Origin of the sequence: Peribacillus deserti (genome assembly GCF_016909175.1) — a bacterium.
GTDB classification, from domain to species: domain Bacteria; phylum Bacillota; class Bacilli; order Bacillales; family DSM-1321; genus Paraperibacillus; species Paraperibacillus deserti.
On record NZ_JAFBFI010000004.1, the window covers coordinates 195809 to 219218 of the forward strand.

Here is a 23410-nt window from a genome sequence, read left to right on the forward strand (position 1 = left end):
TATATCATATTCAATACGAATTTACGGCTTCAGTCCGTGAATACTCTTCTTTTCTTATATCTACAAATCTCCCATATACTGCTGCGGCAGCTGCCATTACAGGGCTGACAAGGTGTGTCCTGGCACCCGCTCCCTGCCTTCCTTCGAAATTGCGGTTTGAAGTGGAGGCACAATGTTCACCTGAAGGAACATAATCCGGGTTCATGCTTAAGCACATACTGCAGCCGGAATCTCTCCACTCAAAACCTGCTTGTGTAAAGATTAGATGGAGGCTTTCTGCTTCTGCAAGTTTTTTAATATTTTGAGAGCCGGGAACGACAATTGCCCTTACACCGTCTTTCACTTTTTTGCCTTTGACCCATTGGGCTGCTGCACGTAGATCTTCCATTCTAGAATTAGTACATGAACCTATGAATACATGCTGAACAGGTATCGCTTCTATTTCCATTCCCTCATGCAGCCCCATGTATTGAAGAGCTGAGGCAAGAGACTTTTTATCACTAGAAGATTTTGCTGCCTCCAGTGTGGGAATATTTTCATCGACAGGACTGCACATGCCCGGATTAGTGCCCCAGCTTACCATTGGGGAAATCTCTGATCCTTCAATCACCAGTTCTTTATCATATTCTGCGTCAGGGTCACTGGCAAAGCTTCTCCATCTGTCTGCTTCTCTTTCAAATTCAATACCCGCCGGTACGTATTTTCTTCCTTTTAAATAGGAGAAAGTCGTTTCATCCGGGCTGACAAGGCCTGCCCGGGCTCCGCCTTCAATAGACATATTGCATACAGTCATTCGTTCTTCCATACTCATGGAGGATATGACATCTCCGCAATATTCAATTACATATCCCGTTCCAAAGGTTACGCCAAATTTAGATATAATGTATAAAATCAAATCTTTAGCCGTTACCCCATCTTGAAGAGTGCCATTAATCTGCAGTTTCAATGTTTTAGGTCTTGTCTGCCAGAGAGTCTGTGTCGCAAGTACATGCTCAACTTCACTTGTCCCAATTCCAAATGCGAGAGCACCAAAAGCTCCGTGAGTTGATGTGTGGCTGTCTCCGCAGACAATCGTCATACCAGGGTTTGTAAGACCTAGTTCAGGACCGATCACATGCACTATTCCCTGTTCTTCACTATCTAAGTCAGCCAGCCTGATTCCGAACTCCTTGCAGTTCTTAGCCAGCGCATCCAGCTGGTTTCTCGCTGTTTCATCCTGGATAAAATAGCGGTTATAAGTCGGAACATTGTGGTCCATCGTAGCAAATGTGCGATCAGGCCTGCGCACACTTCGCTCCTTTAATCTCAATCCCTCAAAGGCCTGCGGGGAAGTAACTTCATGGATATAATGAAGATCAATATAAAGTAAATCAGGTTTATTTTCTTCCTGCACCACCTGGTGGGAACTCCATATTTTTTGAATGATTGATTTCCCCATATTATCCTTCCTCTCGTTCATGAGTCAGGGTTAAGCCCTTCCCCTGTACTGAAAAAGGCATACCTCCCGCTGAAAACTTAGGAAAATATGCCTCACACTAGAATCAACAATTACGCATATGCTCCCATTATCTGTGTAATGGCTTCATGTCCAAGCATGGAAATTTTAATTTCTTCAGCCATCTGCTCAGTCGATAAAGTGTTTGTTCCACTTCCTGAAAGATCTGCCGTTCTAAACCCGGCTTCCAAAACAGCTTCCACAGCTGCCTCAACTGCCTGGGCCTCCTGCTCCAGTCCGAAACTATTACGCAGCATGGAGGCAGCGGACAAAATAGCTGCAATAGGATTTGCTTTGTTTTGGCCTGCAATATCTGGAGCTGAACCGTGAATAGGCTCATATAAATTAGGGCCTTTCGAAGAAATGCTTGCAGAAGGAAGCATTCCCAGAGATCCAGTAAGAACGGATGCTTCGTCACTTAATATATCTCCAAACATATTCTCCGTTACGACAACATCAAACTGCCTTGGATTTCGGATCAGCTGCATGGCTGCATTATCAACAAGCATATGCTCTAAAGCCACATTCGGGTAATCCTTCGAAACCTCTTCGGCAACTTCTCTCCACAATTTGCTCGATTCCAATACATTCGCTTTGTCAACAGAGGTTACCTTCCCTCTTCTTTGCTCGGCAAGCGAAAAGGCTAATTCAATAATTCTCTTAATCTCGTATCTATGGTATAGAAGAGTATCCACGACTGTTTCTTGTCCAGATTCCATAGTTCTGCCGCTTGGCTTTCCGAAATAAAGGCCGCCCGTTAATTCTCTTACGATCATAAAATCAGCATCTTGAATGATTTCCTTACGTAAAGGGGAAGCTTCGCTTAAACTGGCATAAAAGGATATGGGTCTAAGGTTAGCATATAAGTTTAACTGCTTTCGTATGCCCAACAGACCCTTTTCAGGCCTCAAATGAGAGGGATTGCTATCCCATTTCGGGCCGCCGACCGCTCCTAGCAGAACGGCATCGCTATCCTTGCAGAGAGAGATTGTATCCTCTGGCAATGGATTGCCGGTTTGGTCTATCGCCGTTCCGCCGATCAAGCCATATTCAAATTGAAAGTCATGGCCGTATCTGTCAGCTACAGCTTTTAAAATCTCCACAGCCCCTCTTGTCACTTCTGTTCCAATTCCGTCACCAGGTAATACAGCAATCTTCTTTTGCATATATGCCAGCCCCTCTCTGTAATTTTATGCGTTCAATACGGCCGTTTTTTCGTTCATATAAACCACTCGGTTCACGGCATTTAAATAAGCCTTTGCTGAAGCTTCCAGGACGTCCTGGGCTAAACCTCGTCCGCTTGTTGCTTGATCCTGGTATCTCATCTTCACATATACCTGTGCTAAAGCATCTCTTCCGGCACCAACAGATTGAATTCGGTAATCCAGCAGGTTTACCTCTCCATCGACACATTTTTCCAATGTGTTATATAAAGCTTCAATGCTTCCTGCTCCTGTTGCCGCTTCCTGTATGTTTTCATTTTGGAAGCCTTTTAGTGTGACCGTTGCCGTCGGAACCTGGTTTGTACCATATTGGACCTGAATAGAATTCAGCTGGAGGAAGTTCTCTCCCTCGGATAATGTTTCTTCAAGGACGAGCGCCACCAGATCTTCATCCGTCATTTCCTTTTTCTTATCAGCAAGTGCTTTAAAGGTAACAAATAGTTTGTTTGCTTCCTCTTCAGAAACCGACAGTGCAAGCTCCTGGAGTCTGTTCCGAAATGCATGCCTTCCTGAATGCTTTCCTAAAACCATTGAGTTTTCACTTACTCCTACTAAGTCCGGAGAAATAATTTCATACGTTGATTTCTCTTTTAATACTCCGTCCTGATGGATCCCAGATTCATGGGCGAAAGCATTTCGTCCTACAATTGCTTTGTTAGGAGGAATAATCATTCCTGTCAGCTTGCTTACCAAGTCACTCGTTCTTTTAATTTCATTTAGGTTAAGGCGTGTTGCTGCCTGGTAATGGTCCCCTCTTGTATACAGCGCTACAGCTACAGCTTCTAAGGCGGCATTGCCTGCCCGTTCTCCTATGCCGTTGATCGTTCCTTCTATTTGATTGGCTCCTGCTTCAACCGCCGCAAGTGAATTGGCTATAGCCATACCGAGATCATCATGGCAGTGGGCTGAGAGCTGTACTTTTTCAATGGAAGGTACATGTTCTCTTAAATATTGAAAAATATTCCCATACTCTATCGGAGTAATATAACCCACTGTATCTGGGATATTAATTATTTTCGCTCCTGCGCGGATCACCTGCTCAACAATATGGGCTAAATAATCCAATTCTGTACGGCACGCATCTTCTGCAGACCATTGCACAATAGGAAATCTAGAGGCTGCATATTTTACAGCGCTGACTGCTGTTTCTACTACTTGTTCTTTTGTCTGCTTTAATTTATACTGCCTGTGAATCGGTGATGTAGCCAGAAAAACATGGATCCGGGGCTCTGCACCATCCTTTAGCGCCTCCCAGGCAGCATCCATATCCCCCTGAACGGATCTAGCCAATCCTGTCACTGATGAATTCCGCACAGTCTTCGCGATTTCAGCGACAGAAGCAAAGTCACCCTTTGAAGCTGCAGGGAATCCAGCTTCAATGATATCCACTCCCAGTTTTTCCAGTTGTTTAGATATTTCTATTTTTTCTGAAAAATTCAGATTGACTCCGGCTGACTGTTCTCCATCCCTAAGTGTAGTGTCAAATATTTTAATTTTTCGCAAGTGCAGCCACTTCTTTCTTTTCTGCTTGCTTTGTATTCTGATTTACGAAAGGCATCATCGCACGGAGCTCACGGCCTACTTTTTCAATTGGATGTTCTTTCTCGCTTTCGTTGATGGCATTAAAGACTGGGCGGTTCGCCTGATTTTCTAAAATCCATCCTTTTGCAAACTGGCCCTGCTGAATATCGGTCAAAACCCTTTTCATCTCTTTCTTAACTTCTTCATTTACGACTCTAGGGCCAGAAACAAAGTCTCCCCACTGTGCTGTATCAGAAATCGAGTATCTCATTCCTTCAAGGCCGCCTTCATACATCAGGTCAACAATCAATTTCAATTCATGCAGACATTCAAAATAGGCGAGTTCTGGCTGATATCCAGCTTCTGTCAAGGTTTCAAAGCCCGCTTTTACGAGTGAGGTTAATCCTCCGCAAAGAACTGCCTGTTCTCCGAATAAGTCGGTTTCCGTTTCTTCCTTAAATGTTGTTTCAAGGCCTCCCGCACGGAGCGATCCGATTCCATATGCGTAAGCAAGGGCCAGCTCTCTAGCATCTCCGGTTACGTCCTGATGAATGGCAAACAGTGCCGGCACGCCTGCTCCCTGTTCAAAGGTTCTGCGGACAAGATGCCCCGGCCCCTTTGGCGCTACCAGAAGTACGTCTACATCCGCCGGCGGTACGATTTGATTGAAGTGAACATTAAATCCGTGGGCAAACATAAGTGCGTGCCCTTGGCGGAGAACGGGCGCAATTTCTTCGTTGTAAACCGCTGTCTGCCTTTCATCCGGCAGAAGAATCATAATCACATCAGCCTGTTCTGCTGCTTCCTTGACATTGTATACAGAAAAGCCATCATTTACGGCGTTATTCCAAGACCTGCCTTCCCTAAGCCCGACCACAACCTCAACTCCGCTGTCACGGAGGTTCTGTGCATGTGCATGTCCTTGTGATCCGTAGCCGATTACCGCAACCTTCTTATGATTAAAATATTGTTGATTAGCATCCCCATTGTAATAAACCTTTGCCATTTTTAATTCTCTCCTTTAATCTTCTATTTTTATTGGTATGAGTTAGACAATTGAAAAATTTTTAGCTGTTCCCTGTGTTTTCTGGGTTCCTCTCAGAAAGGCAGTCGTTCCTGTCCGCGTGAGCTCTTTAATTCCATAAGGTCTCAAAAGCTCAATAAACGCTTCAATTTTTTCAGCCTCACCTGTTATTTGAATCACCAGGCTGTCCTTGCTTATGTCGACAACTGATCCTCTAAAAGGCTCAATCAGCGAATATATTTCACTCCTTGTCTGTGTTGCGGCCGTCACTTTAACTAATGCCAGCTCTCTTGCAACGATCGCCTGGTTCGTGATATTCATAACCTTAATAATGTCGATCTGCTTATTAAGCTGTTTTGTGATCTGTTCCAGCTCTTTGTCATTCTCAACCTGTACGACAACTGTAATTCTTGAGATATCTGGCTGCTCAGAGCTGCCAACGGTAATGCTTTCAATGTTATAGCTTCTTTTTGAAAATAAATTGGTGATTCTGTTTAATACTCCCGGTCTATTCATGACTGTAAGTGTAATAATTCCCTTCATTCCTTACACTCCCTCCATTTCATGAAGACCTTTCCCAGGCGCTACCATTGGGTAGACATTTTCTCCCTGCTCTACGCGGAAGTCTAAGAGCACTGGTTCATTTAGGGCAAACGCTTCTTTCATTTTTTCCTTGGCTTCTTGTTCTGTATGGATTTCGAAAGCTCGGATTCCATAGGCTTCTGCCAGTTTTACAAAGGATGGCTGAGAATGGAGCAGGCTATGGGAATAACGTTCATTATAGAAAGTCTGCTGCCATTGTCTAACCATTCCAAGTGCATGATTATTAATGATAATAATCTTGATCGGAAGTCCTAATTCAGCAATAACCCCCAGTTCTTGAAGGGTCATCTGAAAACCTCCGTCTCCTACGATTGAGGCGACCACTGCGTCTGGTTTAGCAAGCTGAGCTCCAATTGCAGCAGGAAGCCCGAACCCCATGGTGCCTAGTCCTCCGGAAGTAACCCATGCATGAGGTTTATTAAACCCGTAATACTGAGCTGCCCACATCTGATGCTGCCCTACATCTGTTGTTATAACAGCTTCACCCTTTGTTTCTTGATGCAGAAGCTCTAGAACATATTGGGGTTTTAAGCGGTCCTCCACCCGTTCATACTTCAAAGGGAACTCTTTGTTCCAGTCATGTAACTGTTTGATCCATTCCTCTGATTCTGCTTTTTCACTATTTTGTTCGATCAGCATTTCAAGAGCTTCTTTTGCATCTCCGACAATCGGGATCTGGGTAGGAACGTTCTTCCCAATTTCTACCGGGTCAATATCGATATGAGCCACTGCTGCCAGAGGAGCAAAGTGATTTAAATTCCCTGTCAGCCTGTCATCAAATCTTGCTCCAATGTTTATGAGTAAATCACACTTTGATAAAGCCATATTTGCTGCATATACGCCATGCATTCCAGCCATCCCAATAAAAAGGGGATGATTCGCCGGGAACCCGCCGAGGCCAAGAAGTGTATGTACAACTGGGATGTGCTGCTGCTCGGCAAAGGTTTTTAGCTCCTCATGTGCTTTAGAGATAAGAACACCGGCACCTGCAAGGATCAACGGTCTTTTCGCTTTTGCGATCTCTTCACCCAGTTTCTTGATCTGCAGATAATTAGGGGTAAGTTTAGGCTGATAGCCAGGAAGATTTACAACCGGGTCTTCATCCACTTCCGCTGCCAGAACAGCCATATCTTTAGGAACATCTATTAAAACAGGACCCGGTCTTCCACTTGATGCAATATAAAAGGCTTCCTTAATGATCCTTGGAAAATCTTTTGGATTTCTAACCTGGTAATTATGTTTAGTAATCGGAGTAGTAATCCCCAAAACGTCAGCTTCTTGAAATGCATCAGTTCCAATGACTCCTGTGGCAACCTGCCCGGTCAACACTACAAGCGGAATGGAATCTATTAATGCATCTGCCAGGCCTGTTACAATATTAGTTGCACCCGGACCCGAAGTTGCGATCACGACTCCTGGCTTTCCGGTGATCCTTGCATACCCTTCAGCTGCATGAATTGCTCCCTGTTCATGCCTGGCTAAAATATGAGGGATCCCTGCATCGTAGAGGCTGTCATAAATGGGAAGAACTGCTCCCCCTGGATATCCGAAAATAACTTCAACGCTTTCTTTCTTCAAGCTGTCCATAAGTATGTCCGCACCGCTTTTCATAAGTGCATCGCCTTTACGTTCCGCAAGAGCCGTTTTTTGCATCCCTACTCCTTCCTCCTAATCAAAAATCTATTTTAAAAAATAAAAAGCCTTTCCACCACTCACTCTCCTGGTTCTCCACAGAAGAATAAAGGGGTGAAAAGGCATAAATCCCTATCCACGGTACCACCCTAATTCGCACAGACAAAACGTGCGCACTTTTCGGAAGCTAAGCTCCGGTTTTTGGTAACGGGTAATGGCTATTACCCGTCCAGCTCTACTTGGATATGATCTTTCAAGCTGAAGCTCTGAGGTGAGTTCATCAAAAGAGCAGTGCCGGCTCCCAGCTACCCGGCTCTCTGTACCTGCTTTCACTCATGACTACTTATCCTCATCTACGCGTTCCATATTTTTTTGTATGTTTATTTTCAACATTCTGGTAAATATTTGGGCAGCCTTTTAAGTTGGCTGACCAAGTTATATTTGTGATTATATTACGCCCTCTTCCAAATGTAGTCAATCCCTATTTTTTAAATTTTTAGATTATTTAGACTAGTATAAATAATTGTATCCGCTTACATAATTGATACGTAGGGATTTTAAAAAATAAAAGATTTTTTAAATTTTTTTTCATGTTTGTGTAAGAAGAGAAGTCCTTAGGAGGAATGGTAAGGATAATTATTTAGAATTTGATACCGGTTAATAATTGTTGTAATGCTCTTCGAATGATTAAGTCTTAACAAAGTAAGAAAGGGGAAGGCGATACGCCTTCCCCTTTCTTACTTTAAACTTTTTATTACTGTAATTGTGATAATGTACCTGGTCTTGTTTGGAAGTTAGAACCTGCCATAGATGTTTGTCCAGTCATTTCCTGCTGCAGCTGATTACACATATTCAAAACCTGCTGACATCCTTGTAATGCAATTTCATGAGCATGCATAGACTGCTGCAGGTTACGAGCTGCCTGCTGTTCACGTGTAGCCAGCTGCTGCAGCATTTGAGCATTCTGCTGTTCCTGGCGAAGCATTTGGCTGTACAACTGATTGCTTTGCTGAGTTTGCTGCATAAGTTGACTGGCGATCTGGCGGCATTGATTAATCATTTGAATGCTGTTTGAATTCATAACTTTATCCCTCCAGGCACTTTTTTGGAATTACTCGGTGGTCACAAGTTAAATTCCTATCTTAATGTGTGAATTTAAACGTAAAGTCATGTAGCTTGTGATGCTTTACATATATTTACCGAAGGGATCTTGATCTGCCTGAAATGCATCTACATACAAAAAAAAGAGCAGATATACCGGGCGGTATATCTGCTCTTTTTAGTTAGCGTCCCAGGAGAGATTCGAACTCCCGACCGTACGCTTAGAAGGCGTATGCTCTATCCAGCTGAGCTACTGGGACATTATTAGAAGTTAATATAAGATATGCTGTCAAACTTTGTTTTTCTCGCCCCTGCCTCAGAATGCTTATGCAAGCAGCGTCTCGGCATGTGCGCTGTGGTATCCCTTCGAAGCTAACTCGATCGTGCTCTATTCAGCTGAGCTACTGGGGCATTTTAAATGTAAAATTTCTTGTTAAATTTTTCTCTGCTTTTCTTGAGGACATTTTTTATTATAGTGCCATAGCAATCAAAAGTCAACACTCTTTTTTAAAAAAATGAGGGAGAAAATATTTTCTTTATGTTTTCTCCCTGATTTATTATACACAACTCTATTCCAAATGATAAGTTTTACTTAAACTTTTTAATAAATTTCCTTCAAGGCTGTAAAATTGCACCTTTATTTCGCGATTCTGTACTTCTAGCAATACATAAGTTTTTTCATGTATTCCTTTTGGCAGCCGAATGCTCCCAGGGTTAATAAACAGCCTGCCTCCGATCATTTCTGACCCAGCTATGTGGGAATGCCCGAAGCAGACGATTTCAGCCTGTTCTTCTTCAGCCTTGTACGCTAGATTCATTAATGTCATTTTTACATTATATAAATGTCCATGCGTAATAAAGAACCTTAAACCTAATAATTCTTTAGTTATCGCATTCGGAAATTGCGGATCAAAGTCACAGTTTCCCCTCACTAGTTCAAATGACGCCAGGGACTCATGGCTAATATCCAGCTCCGAGTCGCCGCAGTGGATACATACATCCACATCCGTATGCTTTTTTTTCAGGATGATAAGCTCCTCAGTCAATCCATGACTGTCGCTTATGATCATAGCTTTCATCATAATTTTTCTCTTTCTAAAAAGGTATCAAGAAGGCTCTCTAATTTCTTTAAAGCTTGAGCTCGGTGGCTGATTTGATTCTTTTCGTCAGATGTAAGCTCAGCCATTGACTTTCCTAAATCTTTCACAAGAAATACCGAATCATACCCAAAGCCATTTTCTCCCCGGGGCTCGTCCAAAATGATGCCCTCAACGCTTCCTGAAACGGTTATCGTTTCCTGATTAGGAGAGGCAAGTGCCAGTGAACAATAAAATCGGGCTGTCCTTTTAGCTTCCGGAACATCTTTCAGCTCAGCCAGAACTTTTTCAAGGTTAGCTTTGTCACTTTTTTCCTCTCCGGCATACCTTGCTGAATAAATTCCAGGTCTTCCATCTAGCGCGTCCACAATAAGCCCTGAATCATCTGCGATTACAAAATGCCCTGCCTGGCTGGAAATCGTCTCTGCCTTAATGACTGCATTCTCTTCAAAACTGGATCCTGTTTCTTCTACATCCGGAGCCTCCGGAACATCTAGCAGAGTAAGCACCTTGTATCCTTTTAAAGCAAACAAACTTTCAAACTCTCTTGCTTTTCCTTTATTTTTCGTAGCAATTAATACTGTTTTCACCGTTCTTCACCCTTTACCGATTTTACCTGCTATTTCACCTAATGCCTCCCGCTGTATGCCAATCAGGTTTTCAATGCCTTCACGGGCAATACCAAGAATCGTTTGCAGCTGATCATAGGTAAATGTCGCTTCTTCGCCGGTTCCCTGTAATTCGACAAACTCTCCTTTTCCAGTCATGATCACATTCATGTCCACTGATGCGGAAGAATCTTCGTGATAGTTCAAGTCTAACACAACTTGATCGCCAGCAATAATGCCGGCGCTGGTTGCTGCCAAAAACTCTTTAATCGGAAATACAGGCAGCTTTTTATCGGTATAAATCTTATGAACAGCAAGAGCCATGGCTACGAATGCACCAGTAATTGATGCTGTTCTTGTTCCTCCATCTGCCTGAATAACATCGCAGTCTATCCAGATTGTTCTTTCTCCTAATGCCTCTAAGCTTACGACTGCCCGTAATGCCCGGCCAATAAGTCTTTGGATTTCCATCGTTCTTCCTGTGACTTTTCCTTTCGAAGACTCACGGATATTCCGCTGTTCAGTTGCGCGCGGAAGCATGGAATATTCTGCATTAACCCACCCTTTTCCCTGGTTCCGTAAAAAAGGAGGAACTCGTTCCTCTATGCTTGCTGAGCAAATGACTTTCGTATTTCCAACGGAAATAAGCACAGAGCCTTCTGGGTGCATGATATAATTCTTTTCTATATGTATAGGTCTCAGTTCATTACTTTTTCTTCCATCTATTCTCACAATTTGTGCCTCCTGGAATTATGCCTTTTACGTAGTGCGTGTAATTCACAAAATAAGAGGCGGAATGAGTCCCGCCTCTCTGCCTTATATTATATAGTATATCAAAAAAAGCACTTTTAAAAACTTCCTGTGTTCACTTTTTCCGGTCTAGTTACGGGCGCTGTAAGAGTTTTTCCATTATCAGTCGTAAGTTTTTCTTTGCCGTCTACCAATACCTCAACGCTTTTAATCTCTTTTTGTTCGGTCAGCGAAAGTACTAATGAATCGAGCAGATAGCTGGAAATTTGATTATTTTTAGTACTGTTCAGAACAGACTTATTGAAGTTTAAAGTAACCTTTCCTTCATCTACTTTCGGACTGTCTAGCAAAGCTATTTCCGGTACAAATTCAGAAATCAACTTGGACGCAAACGCTGGTCCTTTAATCAATTCATTAACCGCAGCAGTGACAGGATCTGCCTTGGTATCTGTTATTCTGCGGGTAACAGGCACATAATAATACTCACCTTCCTCACCGCCTAGATAATAGACCGTAATAGCCTTTGTGTTTGAAATGTCAGTGATGCCTGAAGTATCCAGATTAATTCCCACAGTTCTTGTCAAATTCTTAGTAATGGGAGTATGATTAACCGGCATTTGAGTTAACACTTTTCCATTCATTCTAATATTTACCTTCTTGATAGAATCAAACTGTGTAAGGGTCCAGGTTATAGACTGAAGAATCTTCTTTTCATCAGCAGCCTTATAGTTTTTGAATTCATTTGAAAAATCAGCTGTGGCGACTCCATCTTTATTAATATTTAAGTCTACCTTGGTATCAGCGGGCAGGACTGCTCTAAATCCATTGGGCAGCAGTTCCTGTACAGGACCTTCCGAAACAAGATACTCCAGCGCTTGTTTTGCGACTCCTTCAGAAGAAGGCAGCTGTAGTGTCTGCGGTACAACATATCCATTTTTATCTATTAGATACAGTTCTGTCTTAATTTCTGCTTTAGCCTCTTTAGCTGGAGCCTTGCTTTTTTCTTTCAAACCGGAAGCATCCTTTAGATATGTTACGTCCTGCGGTGGATCTATTTTCTTATCCCCCCCGCCTAATAGACCGCAGCCTGAAAGCATAACAGAGGAAGCAAGAACCGTGAAGCAAATTGCTTTTTTTGCATTTTTAGACATTTCAATCCCTCCAAAGACAGTTTGTACTACTATTTATACGAGCCCGCTTTTAAAATAGACCGCTGTTAAAAATTAATTTTGGACAAACAAATGCCTTTAGGATAATAAATGTCTCACGCATTAAAAAAAAGCCTATTCCAACGGAGAAATCACTTTCTCCTGGAATAGGCCTATTGATCAATTTTTACTGTTTCAACTTCATGAATCGTTCTTTCAAGCCATTCAGAAGCAATTTTTTGAAATATACCTTTTGAGCCAGTTGTATAAAATTTATAAACAGGCGGTTCAGAACTCTTATTCATGTGACCGTTATAATGAAGAATTACGCTTGCTTCGCTTGCTGTTTCCTCACCAGAGGATATAACCTCTATGTTTTTTCCCATATAACTGCTGATGACCGGCCCCAGCAGCGGGTAATGCGTACAGCCTAAAATAAGGGTGTCGAGTTTTTTACTTTTTAATGACTTTAACGTTTCGGCTACTACTTTTTTGGCGATCGGACTGTTAAACTGACCACTCTCTACTATCGAAACAAACTTAGGACATGCAAGACTCTCAACTCTCGTCAGCGGATTGATATTTTTTAATGCCGTTTCATACGCACCGCTTTTTATGGTACCTGCTGTCCCGAGAACTCCGATATTTAAATTACGGGTCAACTTAAGTGCAGCCCGTGCCCCAGGATAAATGACACCCAGAACAGGTATCGAAAGTTCATTTCTTATTTCATCTAAAACAGCGGCTGTAGCCGTATTGCACGCAATAATGAGCATTTTGATATTTCGGTTTAGCAAAAACCTCGTCATCTGCCATGTAAATTGCTTAACCTCGTCCATTGGCCGAGGACCATACGGACAGCGTGCCGTATCCCCAAGATATATAATATTTTCATGGGGGAGCTGTCTCATTACTTCTTTGGCAACAGTCAAGCCGCCTACCCCTGAATCAATAATCCCAATTGGATGTTTCAAAGTATCCGCCTCATTCTTGTTTCATTTCTTGATGCAGCTTGCTTAAGCTGGACTTTAACTGCAGCACTTCATGATCTGAGAAATGCTCAAATATATCTTTTAAATAACCCTGCCGCATTACGATCACTTCATCTATAATTTGCTTTCCCTTTTCGAGGAGGTGGATTCTAACCACTCTGCGGTCATTTGTATCTTTGACCCGCATGACAAGTTCATTCTTTTCCATGCGGTCTACTAAATCGGTTGTTGTGCTGCAAGCAAGAGCAAGCTTGTTGGAAAGTTCACCGATTGTCATGTCACCATCTTCAAGCAGCCACTGAAGAGCGTAAAATTGCGGAAGCGTGATCGGATAATGATTTAATATCTCTCTGCCCTTTTGTTTGATTATAGCAGAGATATATCGCAGATCTTTCTCTATATCAACGACAAGTCCATTGTTTAATTCATTTTCAACCTTCATATATTTACAGCCCCCACCCTTAGAACATAACAAGCTTACACTATCATTTATTGTCTATCAAATAAAAACAAATTTCAAGAAGAAAAGCGGAGGACGGTGCTTTTCAATAAATTCCATTCATAGGCGAATGAATATCCGTTTACGTACAACCTTAAAACTTATAGAAAAGCAGACACCTGAAAGGCATAAGACGAGCGGCAGCGAAAGGCCGCTCTTGCCTTTTGATGGCGATTGGCTTATGACCGAAGGTGTCAGTCCGCAGCTGGACAGCAGGAAAAGCGGAGGACGGTGCTTTTCAACAAATTCCATTCATAGGTGAATGAATATCGATTACGTACAACCTTAAAACTTATAGAAAAGCAGACACCTGAAAGGCATAAGACGAGCGGCAGCGAAAGGCCGCTTTTGCCTTTTGATGGCGATTGGCTTATGACCGGAGGTGTCAGTCCCAGCTGGACAGCAGGAAAAGTACTTTCCTATCACCAAAAAAATAAGCAGTCCGTGAACAAGGCAAAGAAAAGGAAGCGCTTTTTCCTTTCTTCTGCCCATATTCACTTCACTGCTTTTAGCGGTATTTCTATTAAGATAGTGACAAGCTTGCAGAGGCCGGCAGCTCATGTAATGTATGGTTAAAGTTTTAACTCACCCATACGCAAGAGCTCAACTACAGCTTGAGAACGCCCTTTAACTCCAAGCTTCTGCATGGCATTCGAAATATGATTTCTTACAGTTTTCTCACTAATGAATAACTCACCTGCGATTTCTTTGGTCGTCTTATCCTGCACTAACAACTCGAATACTTCTCTTTCTCGTTTGGTGAGCAATGGCTTATGAGTATATTCGTTCTCCTTCAAGTATGGTAACCCTCCTTGCCTTTACCAGCTATCACCTAGGAATGGGTATATATTTAGTCACCATATCTTATGATATGGATATTACGAAAGTGACTGGTTTTAAAGGAAGAAGCAATAAAAAAATGAACTGTTTTAATACTATGACAAAAACTAAAAAGTTAAGCCATTTAGTTTAAGATTTTTACAGCAGAAAAACTTCCTTGTCAGGCTGTCTGAACCTTCTCAGTTAGTAATTTTTTCTTATGCTGTTCTGTCCAGGGAATCGCTTTTCCATTATGCCGGGAAATTTGAACCATCGCACCTCTTCCGGTAAGTACCAGAGTCCCATCCATTCTTGTTCCCTTATAATGGATATCTACTGACGAATTTCCAACCGTATGAACCTTTACATGAATGAGAAGTTCTTCTCCGAAATATATCTGTGCGAGAAAATCGCATTGGAGATCAGCAACAACAGGGATGCTCTCCCGCTCCGGGTTCAGCCAGTCAGCCATAAAGCCAACTGCTTTAAGGTACTCAATCCTTGCTTCTTCAAAATAAGTAAAAGGCACTGTATTGTTCAGATGTCCAAACATATCGGTTTCTGAAAAGCGGACAGTCACTTTATGTGAAAAGCGGAAAGAATCGCTCCATTCTTCCATGTTTTGAATATAAGCTATGCGGGGCATTCTTGTTCCTCCTGTAAAAATGAATAGTTATTCATTTAATTTTAAAGCAATTCTGATTTTTTATAAAGCGATAACTTCAATTAGACTCCATGCGGACTAGATAAATACTCGCTGTCCATACGAAAATTCATCAGATCATCATATTGATTCACTTTTACTCAATCAATCTAAAAAGCATAAAGGGCTATAACTTGGGCATAAGATATTGAAGATTAGCATAGATAAGCATAAAGTTCTAAAAGTTAAGCATAAATCTTGGCTTCATAAGCACAAAGTTCCAAAAGTTAAGCATAAATCTTGGATTCATAAGCACAAAGTTCCAAAAGTTAAGCATAAAAGAACAGAATAGAAGCATAACCCTTTGGATTCACTTCTAATTTCAAAAATGAACGTGGATTATGACATAAGCCAGCCAAAATACAGCAATTACAACTTCATTTAAGCTAAATAAAAGGGATTTAAAGCTTAACAGCTTTAAATCCCTTTTTTTCTTATTGATCGCTTCCAAAGAAGTTTCGGAATGATTGAATCGTGGTATCTCTGTTAAGAGCTGCAATGGATGTTGTCAATGGAATGCCTTTAGGGCAGGACTGAACACAGTTTTGCGACATACCGCAGCTTGCAATGCCTCCATCGCCCATGATCGCATTCAGGCGCTCGGGTGCATTCATAGCACCTGTTGGATGAGCATTAAATAGTCTTACTTGGGAAAGTGACTGCGGGCCAATGTAATCAGAATTGCTGTTTACATTTGGACAGGCTTCCAAGCAGACTCCGCAAGTCATACATTTTGAAAGCTCGTACGCCCACTGGCGCTTCCTTTCCGGCATCCGCGGCCCAGGTCCAAGGTCATAAGTTCCATCGATCGGAATCCATGCTTTTACCTTCTTTAAGGAATCGAACATTCTGCTTCTATCCACTTGAAGGTCACGGACTACAGGGAATGTTCTCATTGGTGCCAGCCTTATAGGCTGTTCAAGCTGATCAACCAATGCCGTACATGATTGACGGGGTTTTCCGTTAATAATCATGGAGCATGCGCCGCATACTTCTTCAAGGCAATTCATGTCCCAGTTTATTGGTGTTGTTTTTTCTCCTTTAACATTAACAGGATTTCTGCGGATTTCCATTAAAGCAGAAATAACATTCATGTTTGGGCGGTAAGGAAGTTCAAATTCTTCCTGATAAGCGGCTGATTCAGTATGATCCTGGCGGGTAATAATAAAACGAACTGTTTTGTTCTCAGCCATACCTTAACTCTCCTTTTTCTTAGAATAGTCTCTCTTACGAGGTTTGATCAGAGATACATCAATTTCCTCATAATATAGTTCAGGAGCAGAGCCGGCTCCAGTAAATTTGGCCATAGTAGTTTTCATGAATTCCTCATCATTACGTTCTGGGAAATCAGGCTTGTAGTGTGCTCCGCGGCTTTCGTTACGGTTATACGCTCCAAGAGTCACAACGCGGGCAAGCTGGAGCATATTCTGCAGCTGGCGCGTGAAGGAAGCCCCCTGGTTGCTCCATCTTGCTGTATCATTAATATTAATATTTTTATAGCGTTCCAGCAGTTCCTGTATCTTTTGGTCTGTTTGAAGAAGCTTATCGTTGTAACGCACTACTGTTACGTTATCTGTCATCCATTCGCCAAGCTCTTTATGAATGATATATGCATTCTCCGTACCATTCATAGACATGATTGAATTCCACTTTTCCTCTTCTTGTTTAACATGATTGTCAAATACTGAAGTAGAGATATCCTCAGAGCTCTTATTCAGCCCATTCACGTATTTAAGTGCATTAGGTCCTGCTACCATTCCACCATAAATAGCAGATAGAAGGGAGTTCGCTCCCAGGCGGTTTGCACCGTGCTGTGAATAATCACATTCACCTGCAGCAAATAATCCAGGGATGTTAGTCATCTGATCATAGTCAACCCATAGTCCGCCCATGCTGTAGTGTACAGCCGGGAATATTTTCATAGGTACTTTTCTTGGGTCATCGCCCATGAATTTTTCATAGATTTCTATGATGCCTCCAAGCTTGATGTCAAGCTCTTTAGGATCCTTATGGGAAAGGTCCAGATATACCATATTTTCTCCATTAATCCCGAGCTTTTGGTTCACACATACATCAAAAATTTCACGGGTTGCAATGTCGCGGGGTACAAGGTTTCCGTACGCTGGATACTTTTCTTCAAGGAAGTACCAAGGCTTTCCGTCTTTATAAGTCCAGACACGTCCGCCTTCCCCGCGTGCAGATTCGCTCATTAAGCGCAGTTTATCATCGCCAGGAAGCGCTGTTGGATGAATTTGGATAAATTCGCCGTTTGCATAGATAGCGCCCTGCTGGTAAACGATTGAAGCGGCAGAACCGGTGTTAATAATAGAGTTAGTTGATTTGCCAAAGATAATTCCAGGCCCGCCTGTTGCCATGATAACAGCATCAGCAGAGAATGACTTGATCTCCATTGTTTTTAGATCTTGTGCAGTAATTCCGCGGCAGACTCCTTCGTCATCAATAACAGCACCAAGGAATTCCCAGCCTTCATATTTCGTAACAAGGCCTGCCACTTCATGGCGGCGTACCTGCTCATCTAGAGCGTAAAGCAGCTGCTGTCCGGTTGTAGCACCAGCAAATGCAGTACGATGATGCTGAGTGCCTCCGAAACGGCGGAAATCAAGAAGACCCTCTGGTGTACGGTTAAACATTACACCCATACGGTCAAACATGTGAATGATCGATGGTGCCGCCTCACACATTGCCTTAACAGGAGGCTGATTTGCAAGGAAATCGCCGCCATAAATCGTATCGTCAAAATGTATATATGGAGAGTCCCCTTCACCTTTTGTGTTAACAGCTCCATTTATGCCGCCCTGCGCACAAACAGAGTGGGATCTTTTTACGGGAACTACTGAAAAAAGATCTACTTTATGCCCTTTTTCAGCAATTTTTATAGTCGCCATTAAGCCAGCCAAACCGCCGCCGACTACAATGATTTTGCCATTGCTCAAGTCTGTCACTCCTTTTCAATATCCAAGCCTTTAAGATCCTGCACAGCCTGACACCTTATATCCAAAACTGCGATTCTATTAAATAAATGCAAGTATAGTTCTAATTCCAACATAAGACAGTGCTACAAATATCCCCATAGTTACATAGGTTGTGATTCTTTGAGCACGCGGTGAAATAGTTAATCCCCATGTTACTAAAAATGACCATAAACCATTTGCGAAGTGGAATGTAGTTGAAATGACACCCACTAAATAGAAAGCGATCATAAATGGATTATCCAGAATGTTAGACATCATTTCAAAATTTACTTCTGTCCCTCTAGCTGCGGCTATGCGCGTTTCCCAGATATGCCACGTAACAAAAATAAGTGTGATGATCCCAGTCAGCCGCTGAAGCATGAACATCCAGTTACGGAAGTAACTATATCTGCCTACATTGTTTTTAGCCGTAAAAGCTATATAAATTCCATAAATCGCATGGTAAGCTAAAGGAAGAAAAATAATGAATGTTTCTAGAAAAATCCTGAATGGGAGTCCTCCCATAAAATTAGCCGCTTTATTAAATGATTCAACACCGTGTGTAGCGTATTGGTTTACGACTAAATGCTGAATAATAAAGATTCCAAGCGGAATTACCCCTAGTAACGAATGCAGCCTCCGATTGGCAAACTCCCGATTTCCTGCCATAAAATTGTTATACCCCCTTGAGATTTGGCTGTACCTGCACAAAAAGTAAAATATATCCTTACCAAAGGATATTCGCTACAAAACTACAAAAAAAACTATTTTGTAACATTTAATTAACATGTTCATTTTACTCCTCCCAAGATTTAGCGTCAAGAAAACGGATACACAAATTATTTGGCAAATATAAAAATTTTTATAAAAATTTCAAACTTTTAATCTTATACTCTAATTCTTAAGATTTATTCGTTCAGTTCAGGAATTATTTTGACATAATTAATAAAATGAAAGATTAGATATATTTAAGGGTGTTTGTAACGGGAAAAAATTGTTTATAATAGATTTAAAGAAAGAGGGGAGAATTTTGGGTAAAGAAGTCATGAATGAAACACCGGTAGAAACAGCCTCAGAACAAAGCCTGAACGAACAGCCGCTTGTAGAAAATGAGAATCCGCACACTGATGCGCAGCAGATTCCTGTTTTTGGCTACGACCTAATCAGAGAATACCTTTTAAACGAAATCCTTGGTCAGGATGCAGCTCAGCTTCTTTATTGGGGAGGGAAACAATTAGCAAGGAAGTTCCCTTTACATTCCGTGGAAGACATATGCGTTTTTTTTCACAGCGCCGGCTGGGGAACACTTACCCAAAAGAAGCTTTCAAAAGATGAATCCATATTTGAATTGTCTGGTGATGGAGTATCAAGACGGCTTTCTATAAATGAAAAGTGCCACTTTCAGCTGGAAGCAGGATTTTTGGCTCAGCAGTTTGAACTTCAGAAAAAGGTATCTTCTGAAGCAATTGAAGAATTAAAAAAGCGGACAAGCAAAGTAACTTTTATTGTGAAGTGGGACCCAAAGGATTCTATATATTAATAGAATCATAAATAAGAAACCAGCAGGCGTTTAACTCTCTGCTGGTTTTTTTTGAAATTATTTTTATTTAATGGCAAAAGCATCAGACAAATTAAATGCTTCATGCAGGGCATTGACTGCTTCAAGCATTTTATCCTGAGAAACAACTGTAGACACTTTAATTTCCGAAGTGCTTACCATTTTGATGGAAATTTCCCTTTGTGATAATACTTCAAACATTTCTGCTGCAACCCCAGGGTTTGAAACCATGCCGGACCCAACAATTGATACCTTTGCCAGATTACTTTCTGTTTCAATCGTTTCGAAAAGTATGGATTCTTTATGGCTGTTTAAAACTTCTAATGCCTCTTTAACGTCTTCAGTTTTCACAGAAAATGAAAGACTTGTTTCATGTTCTTGTGTCATGCTTTGAATAATGATATCTACGTTAACATGGCTCTCTGCTAAAGCAGTAAAAATGGAGGAAATACCTTTCTTGAGGCCAAAAATAGATATTCTAGTGATGCTTTCTTCAAATGCAATTCCTCTGACAATTAGGTTTTGTTCCATAGATACTTCCTCCTCAATGATGGTTCCTAATACTCGTTCTATGCTTGAACGCACTTCAAGCGGCATTTGATAGTTTTTCGCAAACTCCACTGCTCTTGGATGAAGGACGCCGGCACCCAGATTCGCTAATTCCAGCATTTCATCGTATGAAACCGATTTTAGCTTTCTTGCTCCTTCAACAAATCGCGGATCTGTTGTGTACACTCCTGTTACATCCGTATAGATATCACATTTATCAGCATGTAATGCTGCTGCAAGCGCTACGGCCGTTGTATCAGATCCGCCTCTTCCAAGAGTGGTAATATCTGCTCCTGCAATCCCCTGAAATCCTGCTACTACAGCAATCTTTCCGGAAGCTAGTGCTTTTTCGATTCTGTCAGTCTCAATATTGGTAATTCTAGCATTTCCATGAACGGACTCTGTCTGTACTCCGGCCTGCCATCCTGTCAGAGATATCGTTTCAAAGCCTCTTTCATTCAGTTCCATGGAGAGAAGGGCTATTGTAATCTGTTCTCCCGTTGTCAGCAGCATATCCATCTCTCTTTTATTCGGAAAAGGAGAGATTTCCCTTGCCATGTCTACAAGATGGTCAGTCGTCTTCCCCATAGCAGAAACAACCACCACTACTTGATTTCCCTGATTCACTTCTTCAAGAACGCGATCCGCTGCATTTTTAATTCTCTCTACACTGCCTACTGAAGTTCCTCCGAATTTCTGTACAATTCTCCCCAATGTTGTTGCCTCCCTGTTATGGTTTCAAGTGAATTTGCCTTACAAATCTGTTAAGAACATACAAAAAGGCAATGAGAATAATCTCATTGCCTGTGAAGGACGTACTAAAAAATGCATAATACGCTAACACAGTGAGATAGCTCTCCAAGAATAAGATCTTGACAATCCTGCACTTATTCAATGCAGAACCAGCCAAACAAGTCCTGAGCCTTGTTCCGCTTCGGCAACTTCCCCTTTCAGGACTTTTCCTTGAAGCTCAAACTTCTCCAAGTCCTTACTAATGAAACTCGCACCTCTATCATCACTTTAACTTAGTAAAGTAATTTTTAATTTATTGATGATTATAGCATAACATGTTCAAGCCAACAATGCTAGTCTTGCAATTTCTTAAAGAATTCTTCAGCTACACCTTTAGGAATTCCTATTTTAATGAATTCCTCCAACGGTGCTTCCTTCATCTTTTTAACGGAACCGAAGTGTTTAAGCAGCATTTTCTTTCTCTTTTCTCCAATTCCCTGAATTTCGTCAAGAAGGGATTGAAATACGTTCTTCCCTCTAAGCTGCCTGTGAAAAGTAATGGCAAACCGATGCACTTCATCCTGAATTCTTTGCAAAAGATAAAATTCCTGGCTGTTTTTTTCCAGCGGTACTATTTCCAATGGATTACCGATCATTAATTGTGAAGTCCGGTGTTTCTCATCCTTCACAAGTCCGGCAAGCGGAATTTCCAGGCCAAGCTCATTTTCAAGCACATCCCTGACTCCTTCCACATGGCCTTTTCCTCCATCAATGATGATAAGATCAGGCATAGGCAGACCTTCTTTAAGAACTCTGCTGTATCTCCGCCTTACAACCTCACGCATGGATTCATAGTCATCCGGTCCTTTTACCGATTTAATCTTATATTTTCTATATTCCTTCTTTTCCGCTTTGCCGTCTATGAAAACAACCATAGCAGAAACCGGGTTTGTCCCTTGAATATTTGAATTATCAAACGCTTCGATTCGGTGAGGAGTGTAGATGCCTAATTGAGTACCTAGATTTTCTATGGCTTTAATCGTTCTTTCCTCATCCTTTTCAACAAGCGCAAATTTTTCAGAAAGAGCGATTTTGGCATTTTTGTTTGCCAGCTTTAACAGGTCTTTTTTCGGGCCGCGTTTTGGCTGAAGAACTTTTACTTCCAGCAGCCCCTCGGCCATTTCAGCATTTACTGAATCTGGCAGGAGAATTTCCCTCGGTTTAAAGTGATTGACCTTGGAATAAAATTGTCCCAGATATGTTAAAAATTCTTCATCCGGCTCATTATAGAGGGGGAACATGGAAACCTCACGCTCTATAAGCTTACCCTGCCTGACAAAAAACACCTGTACACACATCCAGCCTTTGTCATATGCGTAACCAAAAATGTCTCTGTCTGTAAAATCCGTCAGAGTCATTTTTTGTTTTTCCATCGTAGTTTCGATATGGGCAATCTTATCCCTGAATTCCTTGGCTCTCTCAAAATCCAGCTCCTCTGCAGCTGCTGTCATTTTTTCAGTAAGATCCTTTTTTATTTCCTTATAGCCGCCATTCAGAAAACGGGTAATTTCTTCTGTAATATTTTTATATTCCTGTTCATTGATGTCATTCACACAAGGCGCAAGACATTGGCCAAGATGATAGTATAAGCAGACACGGTCCGGCAGCGTCGTACACTTTCTCAGCGGATACAGACGGTCAAGCAATTTTTTCGTTTCGTTCGCTGCAAATACGTTCGGATAAGGCCCAAAATATTTCCCTTTATCCTTTTTAACATTCCGGGTTGTAATCAGCCTTGGATGCCTTTCGGCCGTAAGCTTAATAAATGGGTAGCTTTTATCATCCTTCAGCATGACATTATATTTAGGGTCCCACTTTTTAATTAGATTTAACTCTAGAATCAGCGCTTCCATATCCGATGAGGTCACTATATACTCAAAGTCTTCTATTTCCTGCACCAGCCTGAGTGTTTTACCATCATGAGAACCGGTGAAATAGGATCTGACCCTATTTTTAAGCACCTTTGCCTTACCTACATAGATAATGGTACCCTGCCTGTCCTTCATGAGATAACAGCCTGGCTGATCAGGCAGCAAAGCAAGCTTATGCTGGATATTTTGGTTCATGTACGATTCACCTCGTTTCTAATGGAAACTTTTAAAATATAGCTCTTTTACTTGCCTGTTGATTGCAGCGAGAGGCACTCGCTTTCCGCGGGCGGTCCGGGAGCCTCCTCTCACGTTATACGCCTGTGGGGTCTCCCTTGACCCGCTTTTCCCGCAGGAGTCTCGCGCCTGCAGCGAAGATCAACATAGCGGTAAAACTATGATGAACTTTAGAATAGCCTAAAATATAAAAACCCGCCCGCGGCGGGATCTGTTCAA

The 23410-nt window shown here is 41.8% G+C and carries 23 protein-coding genes, 1 tRNA gene, 1 riboswitch and 1 other annotated feature; of the genes, 3 read left to right on the plus strand and 21 right to left on the minus strand.

What is annotated here, in order from left to right; genetic code table 11:
- Positions 1 to 10: 10 nt before the first annotated feature.
- The 14 genes from leuC to JOC77_RS06655 all read right to left on the minus strand — a co-directional run bounded on the left by leuC (position 11) and on the right by JOC77_RS06655 (position 13636).
- Positions 11 to 1438: a 3-isopropylmalate dehydratase large subunit gene (gene leuC / locus JOC77_RS06590; RefSeq protein ID WP_204540546.1), complete on the minus strand. Its 1428-nt coding sequence runs from the start codon at positions 1436 to 1438 to the stop codon at positions 11 to 13.
- 110 nt (positions 1439 to 1548) lie between these two features.
- Positions 1549 to 2661 carry a 3-isopropylmalate dehydrogenase gene (gene leuB, locus JOC77_RS06595; protein WP_204540549.1) on the minus strand — a complete coding sequence of 371 codons (1113 nt, stop codon included), beginning with the start codon at positions 2659 to 2661 and terminating at the stop codon, positions 1549 to 1551.
- A gap of 24 nt (positions 2662 to 2685) precedes the next feature.
- Entirely contained in the window at positions 2686 to 4221 is a 1536-nt protein-coding gene (locus JOC77_RS06600) for a 2-isopropylmalate synthase (protein ID WP_239558632.1), read from the minus strand.
- Positions 4208 to 5245, minus strand: coding sequence for a ketol-acid reductoisomerase (ilvC, locus tag JOC77_RS06605; RefSeq protein WP_204540552.1), 1038 nt, complete (start codon positions 5243 to 5245; stop codon positions 4208 to 4210). The genes JOC77_RS06600 and ilvC overlap by 14 nt, the downstream gene beginning before the upstream one ends.
- A 42-nt stretch (positions 5246 to 5287) precedes the next feature.
- Entirely contained in the window at positions 5288 to 5806 is a 519-nt protein-coding gene (ilvN, locus tag JOC77_RS06610; RefSeq protein ID WP_204540555.1) for an acetolactate synthase small subunit, read from the minus strand.
- Between the two features lie 3 nt (positions 5807 to 5809).
- The gene (ilvB, locus tag JOC77_RS06615; protein WP_204540558.1) at positions 5810 to 7519 is read right to left on the minus strand and encodes an acetolactate synthase large subunit; all 1710 of its coding nucleotides are present in this window, start codon (positions 7517 to 7519) and stop codon (positions 5810 to 5812) included.
- Positions 7520 to 7605: 86 nt separating this feature from the next.
- Positions 7606 to 7863, minus strand: a binding site (T-box leader).
- Positions 7864 to 8252: 389 nt separating this feature from the next.
- Positions 8253 to 8579, minus strand: a complete 327-nt coding sequence (locus JOC77_RS06620; protein ID WP_204540560.1) for a hypothetical protein — start codon at positions 8577 to 8579, stop codon at positions 8253 to 8255.
- Between the two features lie 206 nt (positions 8580 to 8785).
- Positions 8786 to 8859, minus strand: a tRNA-Arg gene (locus JOC77_RS06625).
- A 309-nt stretch (positions 8860 to 9168) separates the two neighbouring features.
- Complete coding sequence (locus JOC77_RS06630) at positions 9169 to 9678, minus strand: metallophosphoesterase (protein WP_204540687.1); 510 nt, start codon at positions 9676 to 9678, stop codon at positions 9169 to 9171.
- Positions 9678 to 10286, minus strand: coding sequence for an XTP/dITP diphosphatase (locus JOC77_RS06635; RefSeq protein WP_204540563.1), 609 nt, complete (start codon positions 10284 to 10286; stop codon positions 9678 to 9680). The genes JOC77_RS06630 and JOC77_RS06635 overlap by 1 nt, the downstream gene beginning before the upstream one ends.
- Positions 10287 to 10292: 6 nt before the next feature.
- Positions 10293 to 11036, minus strand: a complete 744-nt coding sequence (gene rph, locus JOC77_RS06640) for a ribonuclease PH (protein WP_204540566.1) — start codon at positions 11034 to 11036, stop codon at positions 10293 to 10295.
- 116 nt (positions 11037 to 11152) lie between these two features.
- Positions 11153 to 12205, minus strand: a complete 1053-nt coding sequence (locus JOC77_RS06645) for a GerMN domain-containing protein (protein ID WP_204540570.1) — start codon at positions 12203 to 12205, stop codon at positions 11153 to 11155.
- A gap of 170 nt (positions 12206 to 12375) precedes the next feature.
- Positions 12376 to 13176, minus strand: a complete 801-nt coding sequence (gene racE / locus JOC77_RS06650; RefSeq protein ID WP_204540573.1) for a glutamate racemase — start codon at positions 13174 to 13176, stop codon at positions 12376 to 12378.
- 10 nt (positions 13177 to 13186) lie between these two features.
- Entirely contained in the window at positions 13187 to 13636 is a 450-nt protein-coding gene (locus JOC77_RS06655) for a MarR family winged helix-turn-helix transcriptional regulator (protein ID WP_204540576.1), read from the minus strand.
- 127 nt (positions 13637 to 13763) lie between these two features.
- On the opposite strand from JOC77_RS06655, the gene JOC77_RS06660 reads away from it, so the two are divergent.
- Entirely contained in the window at positions 13764 to 13955 is a 192-nt protein-coding gene (locus JOC77_RS06660) for a hypothetical protein (RefSeq protein ID WP_204540579.1), read from the plus strand.
- Positions 13952 to 14269: a hypothetical protein gene (locus JOC77_RS06665; RefSeq protein ID WP_204540582.1), complete on the plus strand. Its 318-nt coding sequence runs from the start codon at positions 13952 to 13954 to the stop codon at positions 14267 to 14269. Before JOC77_RS06660 ends, JOC77_RS06665 begins: the two co-directional genes overlap by 4 nt.
- Here JOC77_RS06665 and JOC77_RS06670 read toward each other — a convergent pair.
- From JOC77_RS06670 to JOC77_RS06690, 5 genes are all read right to left on the minus strand, one after another.
- Positions 14266 to 14490, minus strand: a complete 225-nt coding sequence (locus tag JOC77_RS06670) for a helix-turn-helix domain-containing protein (protein WP_026693730.1) — start codon at positions 14488 to 14490, stop codon at positions 14266 to 14268. The two genes, JOC77_RS06665 and JOC77_RS06670, sit on opposite strands and share 4 nt — an antisense overlap.
- A 203-nt stretch (positions 14491 to 14693) precedes the next feature.
- On the minus strand, positions 14694 to 15158 hold the full coding sequence (locus JOC77_RS06675) for an acyl-CoA thioesterase (RefSeq protein WP_204540585.1): 465 nt from the start codon (positions 15156 to 15158) through the stop codon (positions 14694 to 14696).
- 491 nt (positions 15159 to 15649) lie between these two features.
- Positions 15650 to 16408 carry a succinate dehydrogenase iron-sulfur subunit gene (sdhB, locus tag JOC77_RS06680; protein WP_204540588.1) on the minus strand — a complete coding sequence of 253 codons (759 nt, stop codon included), beginning with the start codon at positions 16406 to 16408 and terminating at the stop codon, positions 15650 to 15652.
- A 3-nt stretch (positions 16409 to 16411) separates the two neighbouring features.
- Positions 16412 to 18169, minus strand: coding sequence for a succinate dehydrogenase flavoprotein subunit (gene sdhA, locus JOC77_RS06685; protein WP_204540591.1), 1758 nt, complete (start codon positions 18167 to 18169; stop codon positions 16412 to 16414).
- Positions 18170 to 18247: 78 nt separating this feature from the next.
- Positions 18248 to 18856: a succinate dehydrogenase cytochrome b558 subunit gene (locus JOC77_RS06690; protein WP_204540594.1), complete on the minus strand. Its 609-nt coding sequence runs from the start codon at positions 18854 to 18856 to the stop codon at positions 18248 to 18250.
- A 361-nt stretch (positions 18857 to 19217) separates the two neighbouring features.
- Here JOC77_RS06690 and JOC77_RS06695 point away from each other — a divergent pair, with 361 nt between their 5' ends.
- On the plus strand, positions 19218 to 19727 hold the full coding sequence (locus JOC77_RS06695; protein WP_239558633.1) for a YslB family protein: 510 nt from the start codon (positions 19218 to 19220) through the stop codon (positions 19725 to 19727).
- A gap of 63 nt (positions 19728 to 19790) precedes the next feature.
- Here the strand turns inward: JOC77_RS06695 and JOC77_RS06700 are convergent, their stop codons facing one another.
- Entirely contained in the window at positions 19791 to 21008 is a 1218-nt protein-coding gene (locus JOC77_RS06700; RefSeq protein WP_204540597.1) for an aspartate kinase, read from the minus strand.
- A 129-nt stretch (positions 21009 to 21137) separates the two neighbouring features.
- Positions 21138 to 21314, minus strand: a riboswitch (Lysine riboswitch).
- Positions 21315 to 21379: 65 nt separating this feature from the next.
- Positions 21380 to 23152, minus strand: a complete 1773-nt coding sequence (uvrC, locus tag JOC77_RS06705) for an excinuclease ABC subunit UvrC (RefSeq protein ID WP_204540600.1) — start codon at positions 23150 to 23152, stop codon at positions 21380 to 21382.
- Positions 23153 to 23410 lie beyond the last annotated feature (258 nt).

Bases quoted from the DNA above. Each gene is read 5' to 3' on its own strand.
- leuC (WP_204540546.1), bottom strand. From the start codon at position 1,438: ATGGGGAAATCAATCATTCAAAAAATATGGAGTTCCCACCAGGTGGTG.
- leuB (WP_204540549.1), bottom strand. From the start codon at position 2,661: ATGCAAAAGAAGATTGCTGTATTACCTGGTGACGGAATTGGAACAGAA.
- ilvC (WP_204540552.1), bottom strand. From the start codon at position 5,245: ATGGCAAAGGTTTATTACAATGGGGATGCTAATCAACAATATTTTAAT.
- ilvN (WP_204540555.1), bottom strand. From the start codon at position 5,806: ATGAAGGGAATTATTACACTTACAGTCATGAATAGACCGGGAGTATTA.
- ilvB (WP_204540558.1), bottom strand. From the start codon at position 7,519: ATGCAAAAAACGGCTCTTGCGGAACGTAAAGGCGATGCACTTATGAAA.
- JOC77_RS06620 (WP_204540560.1), bottom strand. From the start codon at position 8,579: ATGAATTCAAACAGCATTCAAATGATTAATCAATGCCGCCAGATCGCC.
- JOC77_RS06630 (WP_204540687.1), bottom strand. From the start codon at position 9,678: ATGAAAGCTATGATCATAAGCGACAGTCATGGATTGACTGAGGAGCTT.
- JOC77_RS06645 (WP_204540570.1), bottom strand. From the start codon at position 12,205: ATGTCTAAAAATGCAAAAAAAGCAATTTGCTTCACGGTTCTTGCTTCC.
- JOC77_RS06655 (WP_204540576.1), bottom strand. From the start codon at position 13,636: ATGAAGGTTGAAAATGAATTAAACAATGGACTTGTCGTTGATATAGAG.
- JOC77_RS06660 (WP_204540579.1), top strand. From the start codon at position 13,764: ATGAATATCCGTTTACGTACAACCTTAAAACTTATAGAAAAGCAGACA.
- JOC77_RS06675 (WP_204540585.1), bottom strand. From the start codon at position 15,158: ATGCCCCGCATAGCTTATATTCAAAACATGGAAGAATGGAGCGATTCT.
- sdhB (WP_204540588.1), bottom strand. From the start codon at position 16,408: ATGGCTGAGAACAAAACAGTTCGTTTTATTATTACCCGCCAGGATCAT.
- JOC77_RS06690 (WP_204540594.1), bottom strand. From the start codon at position 18,856: ATGGCAGGAAATCGGGAGTTTGCCAATCGGAGGCTGCATTCGTTACTA.
- uvrC (WP_204540600.1), bottom strand. From the start codon at position 23,152: ATGAACCAAAATATCCAGCATAAGCTTGCTTTGCTGCCTGATCAGCCA.